Source organism: Rhizobium sp. WYJ-E13 (genome assembly GCF_018987265.1).
Lineage (GTDB): Bacteria > Pseudomonadota > Alphaproteobacteria > Rhizobiales > Rhizobiaceae > Rhizobium.
In genome coordinates this window covers 1,269,684-1,289,102 of the sequence record NZ_CP076854.1, presented here as the reverse complement: position 1 = coordinate 1,289,102, position 19,419 = coordinate 1,269,684, and the positions used below count along the sequence as shown (strand labels likewise).

The 19,419-nt window shown below is 60.4% G+C and carries 19 protein-coding genes; 4 read left to right on the top strand and 15 right to left on the bottom strand.

What is annotated here, in order from left to right; genetic code table 11:
* The first annotated feature begins 51 nt into the window (after positions 1–51).
* Positions 52–804 carry a metallophosphoesterase gene (locus KQ933_RS27425; protein ID WP_216759150.1) on the top strand — a complete coding sequence of 251 codons (753 nt, stop codon included), beginning with the start codon at positions 52–54 and terminating at the stop codon, positions 802–804.
* Positions 805–910: 106 nt separating this feature from the next.
* Positions 911–2,143 carry a peptidase T gene (pepT, locus tag KQ933_RS27420; RefSeq protein ID WP_216759149.1) on the top strand — a complete coding sequence of 411 codons (1,233 nt, stop codon included), beginning with the start codon at positions 911–913 and terminating at the stop codon, positions 2,141–2,143.
* A 78-nt stretch (positions 2,144–2,221) separates the two neighbouring features.
* Here pepT and KQ933_RS27415 read toward each other — a convergent pair whose 3' ends face one another.
* From KQ933_RS27415 to KQ933_RS27395, 5 genes are all read right to left on the bottom strand, one after another.
* Positions 2,222–3,031 carry a cell wall hydrolase gene (locus KQ933_RS27415; RefSeq protein ID WP_216759148.1) on the bottom strand — a complete coding sequence of 270 codons (810 nt, stop codon included), beginning with the start codon at positions 3,029–3,031 and terminating at the stop codon, positions 2,222–2,224.
* A 160-nt stretch (positions 3,032–3,191) separates the two neighbouring features.
* Positions 3,192–4,232, bottom strand: a complete 1,041-nt coding sequence (locus KQ933_RS27410; RefSeq protein WP_216759147.1) for a sulfate/molybdate ABC transporter ATP-binding protein — start codon at positions 4,230–4,232, stop codon at positions 3,192–3,194.
* Between the two features lie 10 nt (positions 4,233–4,242).
* Positions 4,243–5,121, bottom strand: a complete 879-nt coding sequence (gene cysW / locus KQ933_RS27405; RefSeq protein WP_216759146.1) for a sulfate ABC transporter permease subunit CysW — start codon at positions 5,119–5,121, stop codon at positions 4,243–4,245.
* Complete coding sequence (cysT, locus tag KQ933_RS27400) at positions 5,111–5,968, bottom strand: sulfate ABC transporter permease subunit CysT (RefSeq protein WP_216759145.1); 858 nt, start codon at positions 5,966–5,968, stop codon at positions 5,111–5,113. Before cysT ends, cysW begins: the two co-directional genes overlap by 11 nt.
* Before the next feature lie 8 nt (positions 5,969–5,976).
* On the bottom strand, positions 5,977–7,002 hold the full coding sequence (locus KQ933_RS27395) for a sulfate ABC transporter substrate-binding protein (protein ID WP_216759144.1): 1,026 nt from the start codon (positions 7,000–7,002) through the stop codon (positions 5,977–5,979).
* Positions 7,003–7,358: 356 nt separating this feature from the next.
* Here KQ933_RS27395 and KQ933_RS27390 point away from each other — a divergent pair, with 356 nt between their 5' ends.
* Positions 7,359–8,372 (top strand): porin, encoded by a 1,014-nt coding sequence (locus tag KQ933_RS27390; RefSeq protein ID WP_216759143.1) that lies wholly within the window; start codon positions 7,359–7,361, stop codon positions 8,370–8,372.
* A 90-nt stretch (positions 8,373–8,462) separates the two neighbouring features.
* Here KQ933_RS27390 and KQ933_RS27385 read toward each other — a convergent pair whose 3' ends face one another.
* The 10 genes from KQ933_RS27385 to KQ933_RS27340 all read right to left on the bottom strand — a co-directional run bounded on the left by KQ933_RS27385 (position 8,463) and on the right by KQ933_RS27340 (position 18,129).
* Positions 8,463–8,918 carry a PTS sugar transporter subunit IIA gene (locus KQ933_RS27385; RefSeq protein ID WP_216759142.1) on the bottom strand — a complete coding sequence of 152 codons (456 nt, stop codon included), beginning with the start codon at positions 8,916–8,918 and terminating at the stop codon, positions 8,463–8,465.
* A 28-nt stretch (positions 8,919–8,946) separates the two neighbouring features.
* Positions 8,947–9,639, bottom strand: a complete 693-nt coding sequence (locus KQ933_RS27380; protein WP_216759141.1) for a response regulator transcription factor — start codon at positions 9,637–9,639, stop codon at positions 8,947–8,949.
* Positions 9,636–12,347, bottom strand: coding sequence for a sensor histidine kinase KdpD (locus KQ933_RS27375; RefSeq protein ID WP_216759140.1), 2,712 nt, complete (start codon positions 12,345–12,347; stop codon positions 9,636–9,638). Before KQ933_RS27375 ends, KQ933_RS27380 begins: the two co-directional genes overlap by 4 nt.
* Before the next feature lie 64 nt (positions 12,348–12,411).
* Complete coding sequence (gene kdpC, locus KQ933_RS27370; RefSeq protein WP_216759139.1) at positions 12,412–12,981, bottom strand: potassium-transporting ATPase subunit KdpC; 570 nt, start codon at positions 12,979–12,981, stop codon at positions 12,412–12,414.
* 11 nt (positions 12,982–12,992) lie between these two features.
* Positions 12,993–15,053 (bottom strand): potassium-transporting ATPase subunit KdpB, encoded by a 2,061-nt coding sequence (gene kdpB / locus KQ933_RS27365; protein WP_216759138.1) that lies wholly within the window; start codon positions 15,051–15,053, stop codon positions 12,993–12,995.
* Positions 15,054–15,098: 45 nt separating this feature from the next.
* Entirely contained in the window at positions 15,099–15,254 is a 156-nt protein-coding gene (locus KQ933_RS27360; RefSeq protein WP_216759137.1) for a hypothetical protein, read from the bottom strand.
* A 10-nt stretch (positions 15,255–15,264) separates the two neighbouring features.
* Positions 15,265–16,968: a potassium-transporting ATPase subunit KdpA gene (kdpA, locus tag KQ933_RS27355; RefSeq protein ID WP_216759136.1), complete on the bottom strand. Its 1,704-nt coding sequence runs from the start codon at positions 16,966–16,968 to the stop codon at positions 15,265–15,267.
* Positions 16,969–17,020: 52 nt separating this feature from the next.
* Positions 17,021–17,110 (bottom strand): K(+)-transporting ATPase subunit F, encoded by a 90-nt coding sequence (locus KQ933_RS27350; protein WP_007825856.1) that lies wholly within the window; start codon positions 17,108–17,110, stop codon positions 17,021–17,023.
* A 380-nt stretch (positions 17,111–17,490) separates the two neighbouring features.
* A complete protein-coding gene (locus tag KQ933_RS27345) occupies positions 17,491–17,853 on the bottom strand; it encodes a copper resistance protein CopC (protein WP_216759135.1) in 363 nt (120 codons plus the stop codon).
* Positions 17,854–17,928: 75 nt separating this feature from the next.
* Positions 17,929–18,129, bottom strand: a complete 201-nt coding sequence (locus tag KQ933_RS27340; RefSeq protein WP_216759134.1) for a hypothetical protein — start codon at positions 18,127–18,129, stop codon at positions 17,929–17,931.
* A 240-nt stretch (positions 18,130–18,369) separates the two neighbouring features.
* Between KQ933_RS27340 and KQ933_RS27335 the strand changes: the two genes are divergently transcribed.
* Complete coding sequence (locus KQ933_RS27335; RefSeq protein ID WP_216759133.1) at positions 18,370–19,413, top strand: NAD(P)-dependent alcohol dehydrogenase; 1,044 nt, start codon at positions 18,370–18,372, stop codon at positions 19,411–19,413.
* Positions 19,414–19,419: the final 6 nt, after the last annotated feature.

Genomic DNA, 19,419 nt, shown 5'->3' with positions numbered 1-19,419 from the left:
TGCAACGGTCGCCTTCGGCATACTGCCTTCATTGGGAATTGAGGGCACGATATGCTTGTTGCACAGATATCCGATATCCACGCCGGACCGGACAGTCCGTCGCTGCTCGTATTCGAAAGGGCGATCGATTGGCTGAAGGCATTTCGGCCCGATGCGCTCGTCCTGACCGGAGATCTGGTGGATAACGGATGGCGGGAGGGCTATCGCCGCATGGCGCAAAGCCTGCGGTCGCTGGATTTTCCTGTCTATCTGTTGCCGGGCAATGGCGATGATCAACCCGTGATGCGGGGCGAACTTGCCGGGATTGGCAACTGGGCCGGCACGTCCGTCCCGATGCATTTCCATGCAGCTCTCACTGGTGTGACCCTTGTTGGGATCGATGTAACGGTAGCCGGACAAAGCTATGGTGACATCCTGCCGCATCTGCCGTGGCTAGGAAGCACGCTTGCCGATGCGGCGACACCCCTTCTCGTCTTTTTGCATCAGCCGCCGTTCGAGATCGGCATAGAGGTGCTGGATCAGGTCGGATGCAAGAATGGTGATGCGCTCCTTGAGCTTTTGAAAGCGGTGGAACGTCCACCACTTGGAATTCTCTGCGGCCATGTTCACCGGCCCGTTCTCGGCAGAACGGGATCGATCGCCCTTCAGACATGCGGTTCGCTTTGTCCGCCCAATCCGCTGTTGCTGGGAGATCGGGGTGATCTTCCCGTTCTCGACGCCTCCTCCTTTCTGCTGCACGAGATCAGGAACGACCGGCTGTTGTCGCATATCGTGTCGATACAGTCGTTCGCCGAGGGCGGATGAGTTGGATTGAGCGGTGAATGCCGGCCCGCTGCCGGCGGAAAGAGCTTTCACCACAGGGCCTTCGGACGCTATATCATCAGATGATGATCATGCTGGAAGGGATATTATGACAAGTACCGTTCTCGACCGTTTTCTCCGCTATGTCGTCATTGACACCCAATCCGATCCCGCCTCATCCACGCAGCCGACCACCGAGAAACAGAAGGATCTCGGCCGGGTTCTGGTTGCGGAGCTCCTGGAGATCGGCCTTTCGGATGCGCATCTTGACGAGCACGGCTATGTCTATGCGACCATTCCGGCAAATACTGATAAGAAGGTGCCGGTCATCTGCTTCTGCTCGCATATGGACACGGCGCCTGACTTCACCGGCAAGAACGTCAAGCCGCAGATGGTGAAGAACTATGCCGGTGGAGATATCCAGCTTCCCGGCGACCCGAGCCGGGTGATCCGTGTCTCCGAGCATCCGCAGCTGAAGAACCAGATCGGCAACGACATCATCACCACGGATGGTACGACCCTGCTCGGTGCCGACGACAAGGCGGGACTGGCGGAAATCATGGCCGCGGCAAAGATCCTCGTCGACGATCCGGAGATCAAGCACGGGACGATCAAGATCCTTTTTACGCCTGATGAGGAAGTCGGCCGAGGCGTCAACAAGGTCGATCTGAAAAAGCTCGGCGCCGATTACGCCTATACGATGGATGGCGAGACCGCCGGCCATATCGAGGACGAGACCTTCTCGGCCGACAGCGTCGATATCGTCATTGCCGGCGTCGCTATCCATCCGGGTTTTGCCAAGAACCGGATGGAAAATTCCATCAAGATCGCCGGCGCCATCATCGACCGGCTGCCGAGGGATATCGCGCCGGAGACGACCGAAGGAAAGCAGGGCTTCATTCATCCGACGGGTGTGGCCGGCTCGATGGAAAAGGCAGCGATCAGCCTCATCATTCGCGATTTCACCGACGAAGGCCTTGCCGAAAAGGAGACCATGCTGGAAGCGATCGTCAAGGATGTGATGAAGTCCTATCCGGGCTCGACCTATCGCTTTGAGGTGAAGGAGCAGTACCGCAATATGAAGGTGGTACTCAACCGTCACCCTGAGATCGTCGAGAACGCTGTCGAGGCGGTGCGCAGGGTAGGGATGACACCGGTGCGCGGCAGCATCCGCGGCGGCACGGATGGTTCGCGCCTTTCCTTCATGGGCTTGCCGTGTCCGAACATCTTTGCCGGAGGCCATGCCTTCCACTCGCCGCTCGAATGGATCAGCCGCCAGGATATGGAAAAGGCTGTCGGGACGATCGTGGAGCTTGCGAAGATATGGGAAGAGCGCGCCTAGCGCCGCTACTCTAAGCGTCGGCCCGAAATCGGAACTGATTTTCGGGCCGATGCTGAAGCGCTCTTCATTCTTCCCGCATCAGCCGCCGTATGCCGGAATGCTTCCGCGCAGCATCACGTTGTCATAGGCAGGGCGGGGCGTCGGAATCGCAATCGGCATTCCGGGTTCCGGCTCGATCGACGTCACCGGCTCACTGACCGGTATCAGTTGTGTGCTCGCCGTCGCCATGGGATCGGGCGCTGGAATCGGCACGGGAACGGCTGACGGGATCAGCGCCTCGAACTGTGGCGGCAGCATGCTTTCGCCGGGTACATAGTTCATCGCGACTTCGTAAGAAGGCAGCGGCGGCGGGGTCTCGAGCGTGCCGTCTTCATCACGCTTCTCGTAAAAGGCATTGCCGCCCGCAACCGTCACATAATGCATGTTATTGTAGGGGAACTTCAACCCTGCGGTGTGGAAGAACATTGCGTCCTTCACTGCGGGATGGCGCGCGCCGCTCAGGATCGCATCAGCCGCGGTCGCAAGCTCGGGCTCTGCCTGCGATTTGACCTCGCGAGTCATAACACCTGGCGCAAACTGCCTCTTCTGGGCCACGACACCGCAGATGGAGTCGGCATAGGCGCCGGAGGTCAAGCGGTTCATGATGACGCTGCCGACGGCCATATAGCCGGCCTCATCCGAATGCTCGGATTCGAAGTACATCGCCCGTTTCAGGCAGTCGCGATCCTTGGTGGTGTAATTGAAAGTAACCTTTGCCGGTTGAAGCTGTTTCGGTTTGGCTTTGACCGGCGCTGTCGCCGGTTTCGGTGTCGTCGTGCAGCTCGCGGCTGCCAGTCCTACGAATAAAATCCCTACCAGGGATTTTCCAAAGGAAATCTCCGCCCTCAACGCCAGGTGCCTCCTATTGGAATTAGTCCAGCCCTTTTCGATCTAAGCGAAAACGTTTTACCCGGCATGTGACAAAAATACAAACAACCGGAGATCACAAAAATACCAATGGGTTCCCGCCCGGAATTCGATTCTGGCGGGAACCGGTGCTGCGATGATATCAGCCTCGGAAGAGCTTCCAGCGTGTCGGCTTGAAGGCGACACGCGTGCGGTCCAGCCGGTCGGCTTCGCTCGGCGGAAGCTCGATTTCGATATGTGGGCGGTCCTTGCCGATATCGAGCTCTATATGGCGAGTGCCCGCGACACGGCGGCTGGCAACCGGCTGGCCGGCAATGCAGTTCTCCGCCGATTCGCAGAGCCTGACATCATGAGGACGAAAATAGAGCTGGGCGGCGCCATCGGCCTCATCCTCGGCGTTGAGGCCCAGCGAACGGCCTTCGAAGTGAATATCGCCGCCGGCGACCTCCACCTGCAGGCAGTTCGACTGGCCGACGAAGCCGAAGACGAAGGGCGAATTGGGACTGTCATAGACCTGGTCCGGCGTGCCGACCTGCTCGATCGCACCTTGGCTCATGACGACGACGCGATCGGCAAGCTCCATCGCTTCGTCCTGATCATGGGTTACGAAGACGGTGGTATGGCCGGTACGATCATGGATCTCGCGCAGCCATTTGCGCAGATCCTTGCGAACCTGTGCATCGAGCGCACCGAAGGGCTCGTCGAGCAGCAGGACGTTCGGCTCGACTGCCATGGCGCGGGCGAGCGCCACGCGTTGACGCTGGCCGCCGGAAAGTTGGGCCGGATAACGCTTTTCAAGACCCGAGAGCTGCACGAGATCGAGCAGTTCCAGCGCCCGCTTGCGGATCTCCGCCTGCGGCGGACGGCGGGATGAATTACGCACTTTCAGGCCGAAGGAGACGTTCTCGAGTACCGTCATATGGCGGAACAGCGCATAATGCTGGAACACGAAGCCGATGTTGCGCTGCTGGACCGTCTTCCTCGACGCGTCTTCGTCACCGAAGAAGATCTGGCCTTCGGTCGGGCTTTCGAGGCCGGCGATGAGACGCAACAACGTGGTCTTGCCGGAGCCGGAGGGGCCGAGCAGTGCAATCAGTTCGCCCGAGCGGATGTCGAGCGAGACATCGTGCAGTGCCGGAAAGCGATCGAATTCCTTGCGTAGGTTCTGGACGCGTACTTCCATTCTAATTCCTTCAGTGCCGCCGGCTGGCGGCGATTTCGGCGCTATAGCGCATTTCCAGCAGCGTCTTCAAAACAAGCGTGACAAGGGCAAGCAAGGCTAGAAGCGAAGCGACCGCAAAGGCCCCGGTGAAATTATATTCGTTGTAGAGGATTTCCACCTGTAACGGCATCGTATTGGTCTGGCCGCGAATATGGCCCGATACAACCGACACGGCACCGAATTCTCCCATGGCGCGGGCATTGCAGAGCAGCACGCCGTAAAGCAGGCCCCATTTGATGTTCGGCAGTGTGACGTGCCAAAAGGCTTGCCAGCCGCTGGCACCGAGCGAAAGGGCGGCCTCCTCATCCTGCGTTCCCTGTTCTTGCATGAGCGGAATGAGCTCGCGCGCGACAAAGGGGAAGGTGACGAACATGGTGGCGAGGATCAGTCCCGGCGCTGCAAACAGGATCTTGATGTCGTTGGCACTCAGCCACTGGCCGAGCCAGGTGTTGGCGCCGAAGAGCAGCACGAAAACGAGGCCTGAAATGACCGGCGAAACCGAAAAGGGCAGGTCGATCAACGTCGTCAGAAACGCCTTGCCCTTGAATTCGAACTTGGCGACGGCCCAGGCGGCGGCGACGCCGAAGGTCAGGTTCAACGGCACGCTGATGCCGGCGACGATCAGCGTCAGGCGGATCGCCGAAAAGGTTTCGGCATCCTGAAGCGATGTGAAAAATGAGCCGGCACCCTTGCGGAAGGCCTCGACGAAGACCGCCGCCAGCGGCAGAAGCAAGATCAAAAGCAGGAAGACGAGCGAGATGGCGACCAGCGTGACGCGGGCGACCTTGCTTTCGGTGACCGCCGAATGGAGCTTGTGCGGCTCGGTCGATGGGATGGTATCAGACGCCATAACCGTACCTCCGTCTGCTCCAGCTCTGGATGAGATTGATGACGAGCAGCATCGCGAAGGAGATGATCAGCATCATCGCCGCAATGCCGGTCGCAGCCGCATAATTGTACTCTTCGAGCTTGATGACGATCAAAAGCGGGGCGATTTCCGACTTGAACGGCAGGTTGCCGGCGATGAAGATGACCGAACCATATTCGCCGACGGCGCGGGCAAAGGCGAGCGCAAAGCCCGTCAGTACCGCCGGCGCAAGGCCCGGCAGCAGCACGCGCGCGATGGTCTGGAAGCGGTTGGCGCCAAGCGTGGCGGCGGCTTCCTCTACTTCCTTGTCGATCTCTTCCATGACCGGCTGGACCGTTCGCACGATGAAGGGCAGGCCGACGAAGATGAGGGCAACGACGATACCGGCTGGCGTGAAGGCGATCTTGATGCCGAGCGGCGTCAAGAATTGCCCGACCCAGCCGTTCGGAGCGTAGAGAGTGGTCAGTGCTATGCCGGCGACGGCCGTCGGCAGGGCGAAGGGCAGATCCACCATGGCGTCGATAATGCGTTTGCCGGGAAACCGGTAACGCACCAGAACCCAGGCAAGGATAACGCCGAAGACGACATTGAGACAGGCAGCGATGAACGCACAGCCGAAGCTGATGCGCAGCGCGCTCAATGTCCGCTGGTCGAATGCGATGCCGAAGAACGTCTCCCAGCCGAGTGCGCTCGACCGCCAGGCAAGGCCGGACAGGGGAATGAGGACGATGAGGGTGAGCCAGATCAAGGTAAGGCCGAGCGCCAATCCGAAACCCGGAATGACGCTCGGCCGCTTGAACCGCCACCGTGTGGGGTTATGTGCGCTCATAAGATCTATTATTGGGCCGGCTGGTAGATCTGGTCAAATACGCCGCCGTCGCCGAAGAATTTCGGCTGCGCATCCTTCCATCCGCCGAAGTCATCGATCGTCGCGAGCGTCAGCTTCGGGAAGCGGGCAATATCGGCCGGATCGGCTGCTTCCGGCTTGATCGGGCGGTAATAGTGCTTCGCCGCAATCTTCTGGCCCTCATCCGAATAGAGGTAGTTCAGATAGGCTTCTGCGACCTTGCGGGTGCCTTTCTTGTCGACGTTACCGTCGACGATTGCAACCGGCGGATCGGCACGGATCGAGAAGGATGGGGTCACGATCTCGAACTGGTCGGGACCGAGTTCTTCGAGCGAGAGATAGGCTTCGTTTTCCCAGGCGAGTAGTACGTCGCCGAGCCCGCGCTGGACGAAGGTGGTCGTCGCGCCACGTGCGCCGGTGTCGAGAACCGGAACGTGCTGCAAGAGCTTGGTGACGTAGTCTTGTGCCTTGGCTTCGTCGCCGCCATTCGCCTGCTTGGCCCATGCCCAGGCGGCAAGGAAGTTCCAGCGGGCGCCGCCCGAAGTCTTCGGGTTCGGCGTGATGACCTGCACGTCGTCCTTGATCAGGTCGCTCCAATCCTTGATGCCCTTGGGGTTACCCTTGCGCACGAGGAAGACGATCGTCGACGTGTAAGGGGTCGAATTGTTGGGGAGCCTAGTCTTCCAGTCGGCTGGAATCTTGCCCGTTGCCTTGGCAATTGCGTTGATGTCGCCTTCGAGGGCCAGCGTCACGACATCGGCATCAAGGCCGTCGATGACCGATCGCGCCTGGGCGCCGGAACCACCGTGAGAGGCTTGGATCGTTACGGCTTCGCCAGTGTCGGTCTTCCACTTTGCAGCGAAGGCGGCGTTGAAATCCTTATACAATTCGCGCGTCGGATCATAGGATACGTTGAGAAGCGTCTGGTCGGCGAATGCGGGCGCGACGCTGCCGATCGCAAAGCTGCCTGCCATGACCGCGGCCGCGATGAGCCGTGTGAGCCTTGAAGTCTGCATGGGAACCCTCCGTGGTTATACGCTAAACTCTATCAACTAAGTCGTATAATGAAACGAAGATTGTTCCGCTTCCGGGGACCAACCTTAGAAAGCCATCCCATTTTCAGCGGGTGATTGCGAATGGGACGTGCTGCCAGTCGGCCCGCGGCTAATTAAGGCGCTGCGCCATAGTCGTGATTTTTCTGCCACAGTTCGACCGCCAAAGTGACATTGGTGTGTCGATTTTTAGTCTTCTTTTGCAGCGCTGACGTTTTCGAGTGCCTACATGGACTTCCGGTCGTTGGGATTCGGCGACCGATGGTGGGGGTGTCCTTGAAGCACTGCTTGCCTCTTTCAAACCGTAAAAGGTCTTTCTGATGTCTATTAAAACTATCCTTCTTGGCTCTGTTGCCGCCCTTGCAGCGGTTTCCGGAGCACATGCAGCCGACGCTATCGTCGCAGCCGAGCCGGAGCCCGTAGAATATGTTCGCGTTTGCGACGCCTACGGGACTGGCTACTTCTACATCCCGGGCACCGAAACGTGCCTTCAGATCAGCGGTTACATCCGTTTCCAGCTTAACGCTGGCGAAAACGTCGGCGGCGACTCCGACTGGGATGCCGTTACCCGTGGTCAGGTCACCTTCCAGACCAAGAACGACACCGAGTACGGCACGCTGACGGGCGTTATCACGCTGCGTACCAACGCTGACAACGCTACCAACCAGACGACGACGCTCGATGAAGGTTACATCGATATCGCCGGCTTCCGCGTTGGTAAGCAGTACAGCTGGTGGGATGACGATCTGAGCGGCGAGACGGACACGCTCTCGAGCAACGAGACGACTCACAACTCGATCCGCTATCAGTACGAGACCGACCGCTTCGCAGCCGGTATCTCTGTCGACGAACTTGAAGAAGCCTACGACGAGAAGCCGGGCGAAGGTCCGAACAACTTCGGCGTTGCAGCCCAGGTTTCTTTCAAGAGCGGCGCATTCAGCGGCTACCTGCTCGGTGGTTACGATAGCGACAACGAAGAAGGCGCTATTCGCGCAATCTTGTATGCCGACATCGGCCCCGGCACCCTCGGCCTCGCTGGCATCTGGGCCAGCGGTGCTAACTACTATTACGAAGCGTCCGAATGGACGGTCGCTGCCGAGTATAAGGTGAAGCTCACCGACAAGTGGGCCGTTACCCCGGCCTTCCAGTACTTCGACAAGATCGATCTCGATGCCGATGGCGACTTCAGCGGCGGCAGCGCTTACACGACTGGCGTCACCATCGACTACCAGATCGTTGAAGATCTGCGCAGCAAGCTCAGCGTTCAGTATCACGACGAAGAAGACGGCGACGACGAAGTCTTCGGTTTCCTGCGTCTCCAGCGCGACTTCTAATAAAAAGGGGTCGAAGCGGCCCCTTTGTTCCGATTTGCCTTCCCCCCGCTATGGCGGGGAGAAGGTCGAAAGCGCGAAGCGAATTTTCTCTTATATGCGCGAATCTGCTATGAAATCCGAATAGAATTCATCGACGCTTCTGGCTTTTCGCATGGCGGCCAAGACGCCATCCGACTGAAGCCGGCGGGCGATGGCGGCAAGCACGTTCAGATATTCCCCACGATTGTTTTCCCCGAAGAGCAGCACGAAGGCGATGTCTGTCGGGATATCGTCGATCGCATCGAAATCCAGTGGTTGAGCGAAGCGGATCAAGAGGCCGCGTGGGCTCGTCATGCCGTCGATCGCCGCATGCGGAACGGCAATGCCGTTGCCAATGCCGGTAGAGCCGAGCTTCTCGCGGGATTCGAGCGCTTTCAGCACGGTCTGGCCGTCAATTTCGAAAGCCTTGCCGGCCTTTTCGGAAATCGCCTGCAGCGCGCGCCACTTGGTCGTCACCGACAGGCCGATGAAGGTATGCTCCGGCCGGATGATGTTGGAGAGGTTCATTTCATTCTCGATGCTGTTTCGACTTGTATCAGTCAGGCTCACGGAGCCGGTAGCCGACGCCGGTCTCGGTGGTGATATAGTGTGGCTGGTCGGGAATCTGCTCGACCTTTTGCCGCAGCTGGCGCACATAGACGCGCAGATACTGCACGTCCGCCGCCGGACCCCATATCTGCTTCAGAAGAAATTGATGTGTCAGAACCTTGCCGGCGTGCTGGGCGAGCACGCGCAGGATGTCGTATTCCTTCGGCGACAGCTTGATCTCCCTGCCGTCAACCTTGACGATGCGCTTGACGAGATCGATCGACAGACCGCCGGTCTGAAAGATCGCCTTTTCTCCCTGCTGTTGCAGCCGATGGCGGAGCGCCACGCGGATTCGTGCGCCGAGCTCGTTAACACCGAAGGGCTTGGTCACATAGTCGTCGGCACCGGTTTCCAGCGCCTTGACGATGCCGGCTTCGTCGGTACGGCTCGACAGGATGACGACGGGCATGGTGAGCCCATCCTCGCGCCATTCCCGCAAAAGGTCATGGCCCGAAATATCGGGAAGACCGAGATCGAGCACGATGAGATCGGGCTGGTCGTCCTTGACGGACTGGCGGGCAGCACCGGCATTCGGCGCTTCATGGACTTCGTAGCCCTGTGCGGTAAGGCCGACGCGTAAAAGCTTGCGGATCGGGGGCTCGTCGTCCACTACGAGAATCTTGACGGCTGAACCGGTCATTTGAGTTCATCCAGTTTGGGAATGTCATTCGGTTTGGGAAGGCGGATGGTGAAAACGGCGCCGGACCGGTCCGTCCGGTTGCCGGCGGTGATCGTTCCGCCCATTGCCTCGATGAAGCCCCGGCATATGGAAAGGCCGAGGCCAGTGCCGGCGCGGACCTGATCGCCCTTGCGCACGCGGTAGAAGGTGTCGAAGACACGGGTGAGGTCTGCAGGGGGAATGCCCGGGCCTTCGTCGGAGACCTGGACGACGACATTGTCGGCGTCCGCCCAACCCTCGATGCGGATGACCGAACCCTCGGGCGCGTATTTCGCGGCATTGTCCAGCAGGTTGAAGAGGACCTGCTCGAAGAGCACGGGATCGACACGGACCATTGGCAGGTCTGCGGGGATCGTCATTTCCGTTCTGTGACGATCGAGAATCTTGGCAGCGCGGCGCAGCGCGCTGCCGGCGATGTCGCCGGCATAGTGCAGTGCATAGTTCGGCTCCATGGCACCGGATTCGATCTTCGTCATGTCGAGCAGGTTGGCGATGAAGCGGTTGAGGCGCTCGGATTCATCGACGACGGTCGAGAGAAGGTCGGTGCGGTCCTCCGCAGTCATGGAATCGAAATAGTCGCGCAGCGTGCCGGACGCGCCGAGGATCGCCGCAAGCGGCGTCTTCAGATCATGCGAAATCGAAGTCAGCAGGGCCGAACGCAAGCGATCTGCCTCCGCAGCAAGTCTGGCGCGATCGACATCGGCGACAAGCTGGACACGCTCGATGGCGAGTGCTGCCTGATCCGCCAGGGCGTCCAGAAGACGTTGCTGCTCGGGCGTCAGCAGCGGGCCGTCGCGACGGTCGCTGTCCAGTCCGATGACGCCGACGGCCGTGCGGCCGGTGCGCAGCGGTACATAGAGACGCTTGGCGCCCGGCAGCGTATCGGCGCCGCGTCCGGCAGCGTGATTATGCTCCCAGGCCCAGCGGGCGGCGGCAATATCGGCATCGTCGAGCGTATCGTCAGGCGGATAGCCGGCCTTAACCGCGATGGAGCCTTCTTCCGGAAGGAGCAAAACGACGCGCACCTTGAGCATCGAGGCAAGCTGAAAGGCGGTCGCCCAGAGGACGTCATCCAACGTGCCGGTACCGGCGAGCTTCTTGGAAAAGAGATAGAGGTCTTCGGTCGTTCGCGCCCTTTGACGAGCCGCTGCTGCCTGACGCTGCACCGTCGCCGTGAGATTTGAGGCGATAATGGCGACGCCGAGGAAAAAGAACAGTGCCAGCACGCTTTCGGGGTCGCTGATCGTCAGCGTGTAGCGTGGCGGCAGGAAAAAGAAGTTGAAGGAGAGCGCGCTGAGGATACACGTATAAAGCGCCGGTCTCAGTCCATGGATGACCGCTGACGTCAGAACCGCCATCAGGAAAACGAGCGCCAGGTTGCGCACATCGAGCACCTGATCGAGCACCACACCGACGGCCAGAGCGATGGCGACATAGGCTGTCGAGACGATATAGGCCCTGAAATTCAGCGCCGGGGCGCTCGGGGCTGCCTTGACACCGCGCTGCGAAGCCGTGTCTTTCTCGCTCCCGGAAATGACATGAACGCTGATATCGCCGGCCTGGCGGATGAGCTCGTCAGTCGTCGAGCGGCTCCACCACCATTCGCGCCATGTCGGCTTCTTCGGTGCGCCGATGACGATGTGGGTGACATTGTTGGCGGTGGCGTGGCGCACCAATTCTTCGGTGACTTCGCGACCGGGAATGGTGATCGCCTCACCGCCGAGCTGTTCGGCAAGCCGGAGCGTGGCCGCGATCGTGTCTCGCTGCGTTTCCGACAGATTGATGGAGCGGTTGGTCTCGACATAGACGGCAGCCCAGGGCGCGCGCAAGCGCGCAGCCATGCGCGAGGCGTAGCGCACGAGCGAGGCGCAGCGGGGATGATCGTCGATCGACACCAGCACGCGCTCGCCGGCAGCCCATGGGCCGGAAATCGCATGCGCCTGCATATGGGTCAGCAGCTGGTCGTCGACCCGCTGGGCGGTCTTGCGCAGCGCAAGCTCGCGCAGAGCCGTCAGGTTGCCGGGGGTGAAATAGTTGGTCAGCGCTCGCTCGGCGGTTCTTGCTACATAGACCTTGCCGTCATGGAGGCGCTTGATGAGGTCGTCGGGTGTCAGGTCGATGATCTCGATATCGTCGGCCATGTCGATGACAGAGTCCGGCACGGTCTCGCGCACCCGGATGCGGGTGATCTGCGAAACAACGTCGTTCAGGCTTTCGACATGCTGGATGTTCAGCGTCGAATAGACATCGATGCCGCGATCAAGCAGCTCCTTGACGTCGAGATAGCGCTTCGGATGGCGGCTGCCCTCGGCATTGGTATGGGCAAGCTCGTCGACGAGAACGAGATCGGGCTTGCGAGCGATGATGGCGTCGAGATCCATCTCTTCGAGCGATTGGCCGCGATAGGCGACCTTGATGCGAGGGATGATTTCAAAACCGGCGAGCAGCGCCTCGGTTTCCTTGCGGCCGTGGGCTTCGACAACGCCGATAACCACATCGAAGCCGTCGGCCATCTTGGCGCGGCCGGAGACGAGCATTTCATAGGTCTTGCCGACGCCTGGTGCAGCACCCAGGAAGATCTTGAGGCGCCCGCGCGACTCCGCCCGGGCCTTTTCAAGGAGCGCATCGGGCGAGGGCCTGCCGGCCTGGTCGCGGTTGTCGTCTGGCATGCGGTCCGGTCTTTCTTCACGAGCGAGCCCCGGCCCGCCTGCAGCGCTCCGGGGCTCTCAACCTTTACTGAGTCATAGAAGCATCAAGGCTCTGGTTCAACGCCAGAACATTGACGGTCGGCTCGCCAAGCAGGCCGAGTTCGCGGCCGGTCACGGCCGCATCGACCAGCGCCTTGACCTTGGCTTCGTCGACACCACGCGCCTTGGCGACGCGCGGCACCTGGAAATAGGCGGCATCGGGCGAGATGTGTGGGTCGAGGCCACTGCCCGAAGCGGTGACGAGGTCGGCAGGAACCTCGGCATTCGGGTTCGCCGCCTTGGCCGCATCATAGTCGCCCTTCACGCGGTCGATCAGCTTCTGGCTGGTCGGGCCGAGGTTGGAGCCGGAGGATGCAGCGGCATTGTAGCCGTCACCCGCGGCGGATGGGCGGCCGTGGAAATACTTGTCGCTGGTGAAGGCCTGGCCGATGAGCGTGGAGCCGATGACCTGGCCGTCCTTTTCAATGAGGCTGCCGTTTGCCTGAGAGGGGAAGAGAGCCTGGGCGACCCCTGTCATGGCGAGCGGGTAGAGGAGGCCGGTGATGGCCGTGGTGGCAACGATCATGACGATTGCCGGACGAATTTCTCTAAACATTGGATATCTCCTTAGGCGAGGCCGACGGCCGTGATGACGATGTCGATCGCCTTGATGCCGATGAAGGGGACGATGATGCCGCCGAGGCCGTAGATCAGCAGGTTGCGGGACAGCAGCGCACCGGCCCCGATCGGGCGGTAACGGACACCCTTCAGCGACAAGGGGATCAGCGCGATGATGATCAGCGCGTTGAAGATGATCGCCGACAGGATGGCGCTCTGCGGTGTGGCGAGGCCCATGATGTTGAGCACGCCGAGTTGCGGGTAGAAGGTCAGGAACATCGCCGGAATGATGGCGAAATACTTGGCGATGTCGTTGGCGATCGAGAAGGTCGTCAGCGCGCCGCGAGTCATCAAGAGCTGCTTGCCGATTTCGACGATTTCGATGAGCTTCGTCGGGTCGGAGTCAAGGTCGACCATGTTGCCGGCTTCGCGGGCCGCAACGGTGCCGGTGTTCATGGCGACGCCGACGTCAGCCTGCGCCAGTGCCGGCGCATCGTTCGTGCCGTCGCCGCACATGGCGACCAGCTTGCCCTTGGCCTGTTCCTCGCGGATCAGCTGCAGCTTGTTTTCAGGTGTTGCCTGGGCGAGGAAGTCGTCCACGCCGGCTTCGGCTGCAATGGCGGCTGCCGTCATCGGGTTGTCGCCCGTGATCATGACTGTACGGATGCCCATACGGCGCAGCTCGTTGAAACGCTCGCGGATGCCGCCCTTGACGATATCCTTGAGCTGGATGATGCCGAGCAATCTGCCATCGCGGGCAACGGCGAGCGGGGTGCCGCCGGTCTTGGCGATGTCGTCTGATATCGACTGCAGTTCGCGAACGACTTCGGCGCCGTTCTTCGAGGAAGCGTCCCCATTGACGTAGGTGAGTACCGCATCGACGGCACCTTTGCGGATCGCAGACCCTTCGAGGTCGACGCCGCTCATGCGGGTCTGGGCGGTGAAGGGCACGAAGGTGGCCTTCAAGCCTGCCATGTCGCGGCCGCGGATCGCGTATCTTTCCTTGGCGAGCACTACGATCGAACGTCCCTCAGGCGTTTCATCGGCGAGCGAAGCAAGCTGGGCCGCATCGGCGAGATCCTGTTCGGAAATTCCGCGCACCGGGCGGAAGCTGGTCGCCTGGCGATTGCCCAGCGTGATCGTGCCGGTCTTGTCGAGCAGCAGCGTGTCGACGTCACCGGCGGCTTCGACGGCGCGGCCGGACATGGCGAGCACGTTGAAGCGGACGAGGCGGTCCATGCCGGCAATACCGATCGCCGAAAGCAGGGCGCCGATCGTGGTCGGGATCAGCGTCACGAAAAGGGCAACGAGCACGATGATCGGGATCGAGCCGCCGGCATAGGAGGCAAAGCTCGGGATCGTTGCCGTTGCGAGTACGAAGATCAGCGTCATGCCGGCAAGCAGGATGTTGAGCGCGATTTCGTTCGGCGTCTTCTGGCGTTCCGCCCCTTCAACGAGCGAGATCATGCGATCGAGGAATGTTGAGCCGGCAGCCGCCGTGATGCGCACGCGGATCCAGTCGGAAAGAACCTGCGTACCGCCGGTTACGGCCGAGCGGTCGCCGCCGGATTCACGGATGACGGGAGCGGATTCACCGGTGATGGCCGCTTCGTTGACCGAGGCGACACCTTCGACGACTTCGCCGTCGGAAGGGATGATGTCGCCGGCTTCGACAAGAACGAGATCGCCAACCTTCAGGCTCGTGCCGGGCACCATGCGGTAGCCGCTGCCATTATTGGCTGTCAGCAGCTTGGCCTGTGTTTCGGTGCGCGCCTTGCGCAGCGATTCGGCCTGCGCCTTGCCGCGGCCTTCGGCGACGGCTTCGGCGAAATTGGCAAAGAGCACGGTGAACCAGAGCCAGAGATTGATCTGGAAGGAGAAGCCGAGATTGCCGTTGCCCGAGACGAGGTCGCGCAAGAACAGAACGGTGGTCAGTGCCGAGACCGTGGCCACGACGAACATGACCGGGTTTTTCGCAAGGGTGCGTGGGTTGAGCTTGGTGAAAGCTGCACCCACGGCCGGAATGAGAATGCGAGAATCAAGGATGCTCGCGGATTTTGCCTGGCTCATAAGAGACTCCAGCTTTGAAACGAGGATGGCGAACCGGACTGCCGGTCAGCCCTGTAAAATTCTGATTGCGCAGACGACGACGAGCAGGCCTGCCATCATCACCAGGATGATGTCGGAGGCGCGCGGCATCCGCTGGGCTCCACGCCCCGGCAGACCGGGACGTGGATGGAAGGCTTTTCGGAGCCTGCGGCGCACGAGCATGGCTGAGCCCTCAGAATGTCTGGCCCGCAAGGCCAACGAGATGCTCGACAACCGGACCGAGAGCCAGTGCCGGCATGAAGGTAAGGCCGCCAACGATCAGGATCGTGCCGACGAGCAGGCCAACGAAGAGCGGGCCGTCCGTCGGGAAAGTGCCCGCCGAGGCCGGAACCGTCTTCTTGGCAACCAGCGAGCCGGCAATGGCAAGCGCGGGAATGATCACAAGGAAACGGCCCATCAGCATGTCGATGCCGAGCGAGATATTGTACCAGGGCGTGTTGCCCGTCAGGCCGCCGAAAGCCGAACCGTTATTCGCCGCGCCCGACGTGTAGGCATACAGGATTTCGGAAAAGCCGTGTGGACCGGCCGTGCCGACGGAGGCGACAGCCGAAGGCATCACGGTGGCAATGGCAGTGAAGACCAGCATGGCGAGCGGCAGGCAAAGGATGGCGAGAACAGCCATCTTCATTTCCTTCGCCTCGATCTTTTTGCCGAGATATTCCGGCGTGCGGCCGACCATCAGACCCGCCACGAAGACGGCGACGATGATGAAGAGCAGGATGCCGTAGAAGCCGGCGCCGACACCGCCGACGATGATTTCGCCGAGCTGCATGTTGATGAGCGGGATCAGGCCGCCGAGCGCAGTGAACGAGCCGTGCATGGCATTGACCGCGCCGCAGGAAGCAGCCGTGGTGATGACCGCAAACAGCGAGGACATGGCGACGCCGAAGCGCACTTCCTTGCCTTCCATGTTGCCCCCCTCAAGACCGAAGGCATGCATCAGCGGGTTGCCGGCAGCTTCTGCCCAATAGGTGATGCCGACGCCGACGATGAAGAGGACGCCCATGGCAGCCAGGATCGCCCAGCCCTGGCGCTGATTGCCGACCATGCGGCCGAAGACATTGGTGAGGGCTGCACCGATCGCGAAGATCGATACCATCTGGATGAGGTTCGAGATCGCGTTCGGGTTTTCGAAGGGATGGGCGGAGTTGACATTGAAGAAGCCACCGCCATTGGTGCCGAGCATCTTGATGGCAAGCTGCGAGGCCACGGGGCCGACGGCGATCGTCTGCTTGGCGCCTTCAAGCGTCGTCGCATCGACATAGGGGCCGAGTGTCTGGGGCACGCCAAGCCAGACATAGGCAAGCGTCAGCACAATGCAGATCGGCAGCAGAATATAGAGCGTTGCGCGGATCATATCGACCCAGAAATTGCCGATCCCCTTGCCCGATGCGCGCGAAAAGGCGCGGATGAAGGCAACGGCAATCGCCATCCCGGTCGCAGCCGAGACGAAGTTCTGAACCGTCAGGCCCATCATCTGCACCAGGTATGACATCGTGCTTTCGCCGCCGTAATTCTGCCAATTCGTATTGGTGACAAAGCTGACGGCGGTATTGAACGAAAGCTCTTCGGGCACTGCGGCCATGCCGGCCGGGTTATAGGGCAGTACGCCCTGCAGACGCATCAGCGCGTAAAGCACGATGACGCCAAGCAGATTGAACATCAGCATGGCGAAGGCATAGGAGGTCCAGTGCTGGTCTTCGCGCTCGCTGGTGCCGGCAACGGCGTAAAGTCCCCGTTCGATCGGAACGAGGACCGGTGAGAGGAATGTGCGCTCGCCGCTGAAGACACGCGTCATGTAACCGCCGAGCGGTTTGACGAGCACAAGGACGATCCCGCAGTAAAGCAGGATCTGAAGCCATCCGTTGAGGGTCATGGGAGGAAACTTTCAGTACCCGGCTGCTTCCGAAAGAGAAGCGCCGGTTTTGTCAGAAACGTTCTGGGCGGATGAGAGCGTAGGTGAGGTAGACGGTGAGAAACACGGTCACGGCACCGCTCAAGACATAATCGAGGGTCATCAGTGTTTCTCCTGTCAAAGCCTGTCGCAGGCGCGCGTATAGGCAAAGCAAAGCCCGAAAAAAATGATTGCAGTGCCGAGTAGAATTATATCCATCATCGATCGTGACTCCGGTTGATATTCTTGGAGTCAGACAAGACAAAGGGCGCCGTCTCGCCGAGGCGGCACCTTTATGCTTTCTGGCGTGGAGACGATCTTTGCGATCTCTCGGACATTAATATGTGGCCGAAGCGCATAAAGGTTCGAGACTGGGAAAGAGGCATCAATATAAAAATCTTATAAATGCCTTTATGCGATCAACACGCGCATAGGTGGCCCGATAGACAAAAAAGCCGTGCCTGGACGGCACGGCGCAATTTCGAACAGTTTGTATCGGAAAATTCAGGGATCGACCCGGAATTGGTATTGGCCCTGAGCGCTGTGGCCGTCCATCGAGAGGACACGCCAGTTGAGTGTATAGACACCGGGCGCTATTGCTGGATCGAGCGGGACCTTGAAGACGGAACCTTCCGGGCCGGAGAGGAATGGTTTGCCGGTCGGCAATGCCAGGCCCTGGGCATCGAGAAGGGTGGCCGTCGAGTGGGCGAGATCGACTGGCCCGGTAAAGGTGAGCTCGAGGTTGGCCGGCACCAGCTTTTCTTCCTGCTGTGGCGGCGGAAGCGATGCTTCCTCGATCGCCGCAGACGCGTCGTTTGCGGCCAGCAGAAGGGATGCGAACAGGCAGAATGACACAATCGATTTCATGACGGTCTTCCTTACATTGCCGATCCGCATGGTGTCGGAGGCGTCATGCCCCCTCCACGCCATGCCGGCGCATGCCTAATAACGCTGCTGGGGGCGATTTCGATCCCGCGCCCGCGCAATAACCCGCACCGGTTGGAGCAGCAGCTGCGGCTGGCGACCTTGCTGGAGTGCAGCAACGGCCTCATCCACCAGGTCGCGCCAGAATTCACGGAGCTGTTTTGTGATCCGCGAGTTGGAAGCAGGGTTCCTGCCGACGTTATCGTTGTCGTGCTTCATCGCTTTTCTCCTTCCCACGTTATCGTGGTAGCTGGAGATAAGTGTAGCCCTCGCTGGGTCTTTCCGGAATCATACGGACGTCTAGGGAGTGCTTATCTTTCGGGTGATAGGTATGTGAGCACTTTGTCACGCATTGAGCAAAAGCCTGCCGGACAAGATTGAATTGCTGCGCCTTACGGTCTTATAGTCGCCGCAACGGCGCCCCATGAATCGCGGGAGCCATAGGGAAGGAAACCGATCATGACCAAAGTCCGTGCTCTGGTACTGGAGCGCCAGCATGAGCTTGCGCTTCGCGATATTGATCTGCCTCTGGAGACGGGACCGGGGCAGGTGAAGATCAAGATCCATACCGTCGGCGTCTGCGGCTCCGACGTCCACTATTACACACACGGCAAGATCGGCCCATTCATCGTCAACGAGCCAATGGTGCTCGGCCACGAAGCGGCAGGCACGGTGGTCGAAGTCGGCGCGGGTGTGACGCATCTGAAGATCGGTGATCGCGTCTGCATGGAACCAGGCATTCCCGATCCCAATTCCAAGGCAAGCCGCCTCGGCATGTACAATATCGACCCGGCCGTCAACTTCTGGGCGACCCCACCGATCCATGGCGTGCTGACGCCTGAAGTCGTGCATCCCGCCAACTACACGTTCAAGCTGCCCGACAATGTCAGCTTCGCCGAGGGCGCGATGGTCGAGCCTTTCGCGGTCGGCATGCAGGCTGCCACTAAGGCGAAGATCACGCCCGGCGATACGGCCGTCGTTCTCGGTGCCGGGCCGATCGGCACCATGGTGGCGATTGCCGCCCTTGCCGGCGGCTGCGCCCGTGCGATCGTTGCCGACCTCGCCCAGCCGAAGCTCGATATTGCCGCACAGTATCAGGGCGTCATTCCGGTCAATATCCGCGAGAAGAACCTGGCCGAAGAAGTCAGCCGGCTGACCGATGGCTGGGGTGCTGATGTCGTCTTCGAATGCTCGGGTTCACCGAAGGCCTGGGAGACGATCATGGCCCTGCCGCGTCCGGGCGGCGTCATTGTCGTCGTCGGCCTGCCAGTCAATCCGATCGGGTTCGACGTCTCTACGGCTTCTACCAAGGAAATCCGCATTGAGACGGTGTTCCGCTATGCGCACCAGTACGAGCGCTCGATCGCCCTTCTCGGATCGGGCCGCGTCGATCTGAAGCCGCTTATTTCCGAGACCTTTAACTTCGAGGATTCGATCAAGGCTTTCGATCGTGCGGTCGAAGCACGTCCAACAGACGTCAAACTGCAGATCGTCATGGCATAAGGCGCC

What these genes read in the sequence shown, in the direction of transcription:
- KQ933_RS27345 (WP_216759135.1), bottom strand. Translation starts at nt 17,853, where the DNA reads ATGAAATCGATTGTGTCATTCTGCCTGTTCGCATCCCTTCTGCTGGCC.
- KQ933_RS27335 (WP_216759133.1), top strand. Translation starts at nt 18,370, where the DNA reads ATGACCAAAGTCCGTGCTCTGGTACTGGAGCGCCAGCATGAGCTTGCG.
- kdpC (WP_216759139.1), bottom strand. Translation starts at nt 12,981, where the DNA reads ATGTTTAGAGAAATTCGTCCGGCAATCGTCATGATCGTTGCCACCACG.
- KQ933_RS27375 (WP_216759140.1), bottom strand. Translation starts at nt 12,347, where the DNA reads ATGCCAGACGACAACCGCGACCAGGCCGGCAGGCCCTCGCCCGATGCG.
- KQ933_RS27360 (WP_216759137.1), bottom strand. Translation starts at nt 15,254, where the DNA reads ATGCTCGTGCGCCGCAGGCTCCGAAAAGCCTTCCATCCACGTCCCGGT.
- cysW (WP_216759146.1), bottom strand. Translation starts at nt 5,121, where the DNA reads ATGGCGTCTGATACCATCCCATCGACCGAGCCGCACAAGCTCCATTCG.
- kdpB (WP_216759138.1), bottom strand. Translation starts at nt 15,053, where the DNA reads ATGAGCCAGGCAAAATCCGCGAGCATCCTTGATTCTCGCATTCTCATT.
- cysT (WP_216759145.1), bottom strand. Translation starts at nt 5,968, where the DNA reads ATGAGCGCACATAACCCCACACGGTGGCGGTTCAAGCGGCCGAGCGTC.
- KQ933_RS27390 (WP_216759143.1), top strand. Translation starts at nt 7,359, where the DNA reads ATGTCTATTAAAACTATCCTTCTTGGCTCTGTTGCCGCCCTTGCAGCG.
- pepT (WP_216759149.1), top strand. Translation starts at nt 911, where the DNA reads ATGACAAGTACCGTTCTCGACCGTTTTCTCCGCTATGTCGTCATTGAC.
- KQ933_RS27340 (WP_216759134.1), bottom strand. Translation starts at nt 18,129, where the DNA reads ATGAAGCACGACAACGATAACGTCGGCAGGAACCCTGCTTCCAACTCG.
- kdpA (WP_216759136.1), bottom strand. Translation starts at nt 16,968, where the DNA reads ATGACCCTCAACGGATGGCTTCAGATCCTGCTTTACTGCGGGATCGTC.
- KQ933_RS27380 (WP_216759141.1), bottom strand. Translation starts at nt 9,639, where the DNA reads ATGACCGGTTCAGCCGTCAAGATTCTCGTAGTGGACGACGAGCCCCCG.
- KQ933_RS27410 (WP_216759147.1), bottom strand. Translation starts at nt 4,232, where the DNA reads ATGGAAGTACGCGTCCAGAACCTACGCAAGGAATTCGATCGCTTTCCG.
- KQ933_RS27385 (WP_216759142.1), bottom strand. Translation starts at nt 8,918, where the DNA reads ATGAACCTCTCCAACATCATCCGGCCGGAGCATACCTTCATCGGCCTG.
- KQ933_RS27425 (WP_216759150.1), top strand. Translation starts at nt 52, where the DNA reads ATGCTTGTTGCACAGATATCCGATATCCACGCCGGACCGGACAGTCCG.
- KQ933_RS27395 (WP_216759144.1), bottom strand. Translation starts at nt 7,002, where the DNA reads ATGCAGACTTCAAGGCTCACACGGCTCATCGCGGCCGCGGTCATGGCA.
- KQ933_RS27350 (WP_007825856.1), bottom strand. Translation starts at nt 17,110, where the DNA reads ATGACCCTCGATTATGTCTTGAGCGGTGCCGTGACCGTGTTTCTCACC.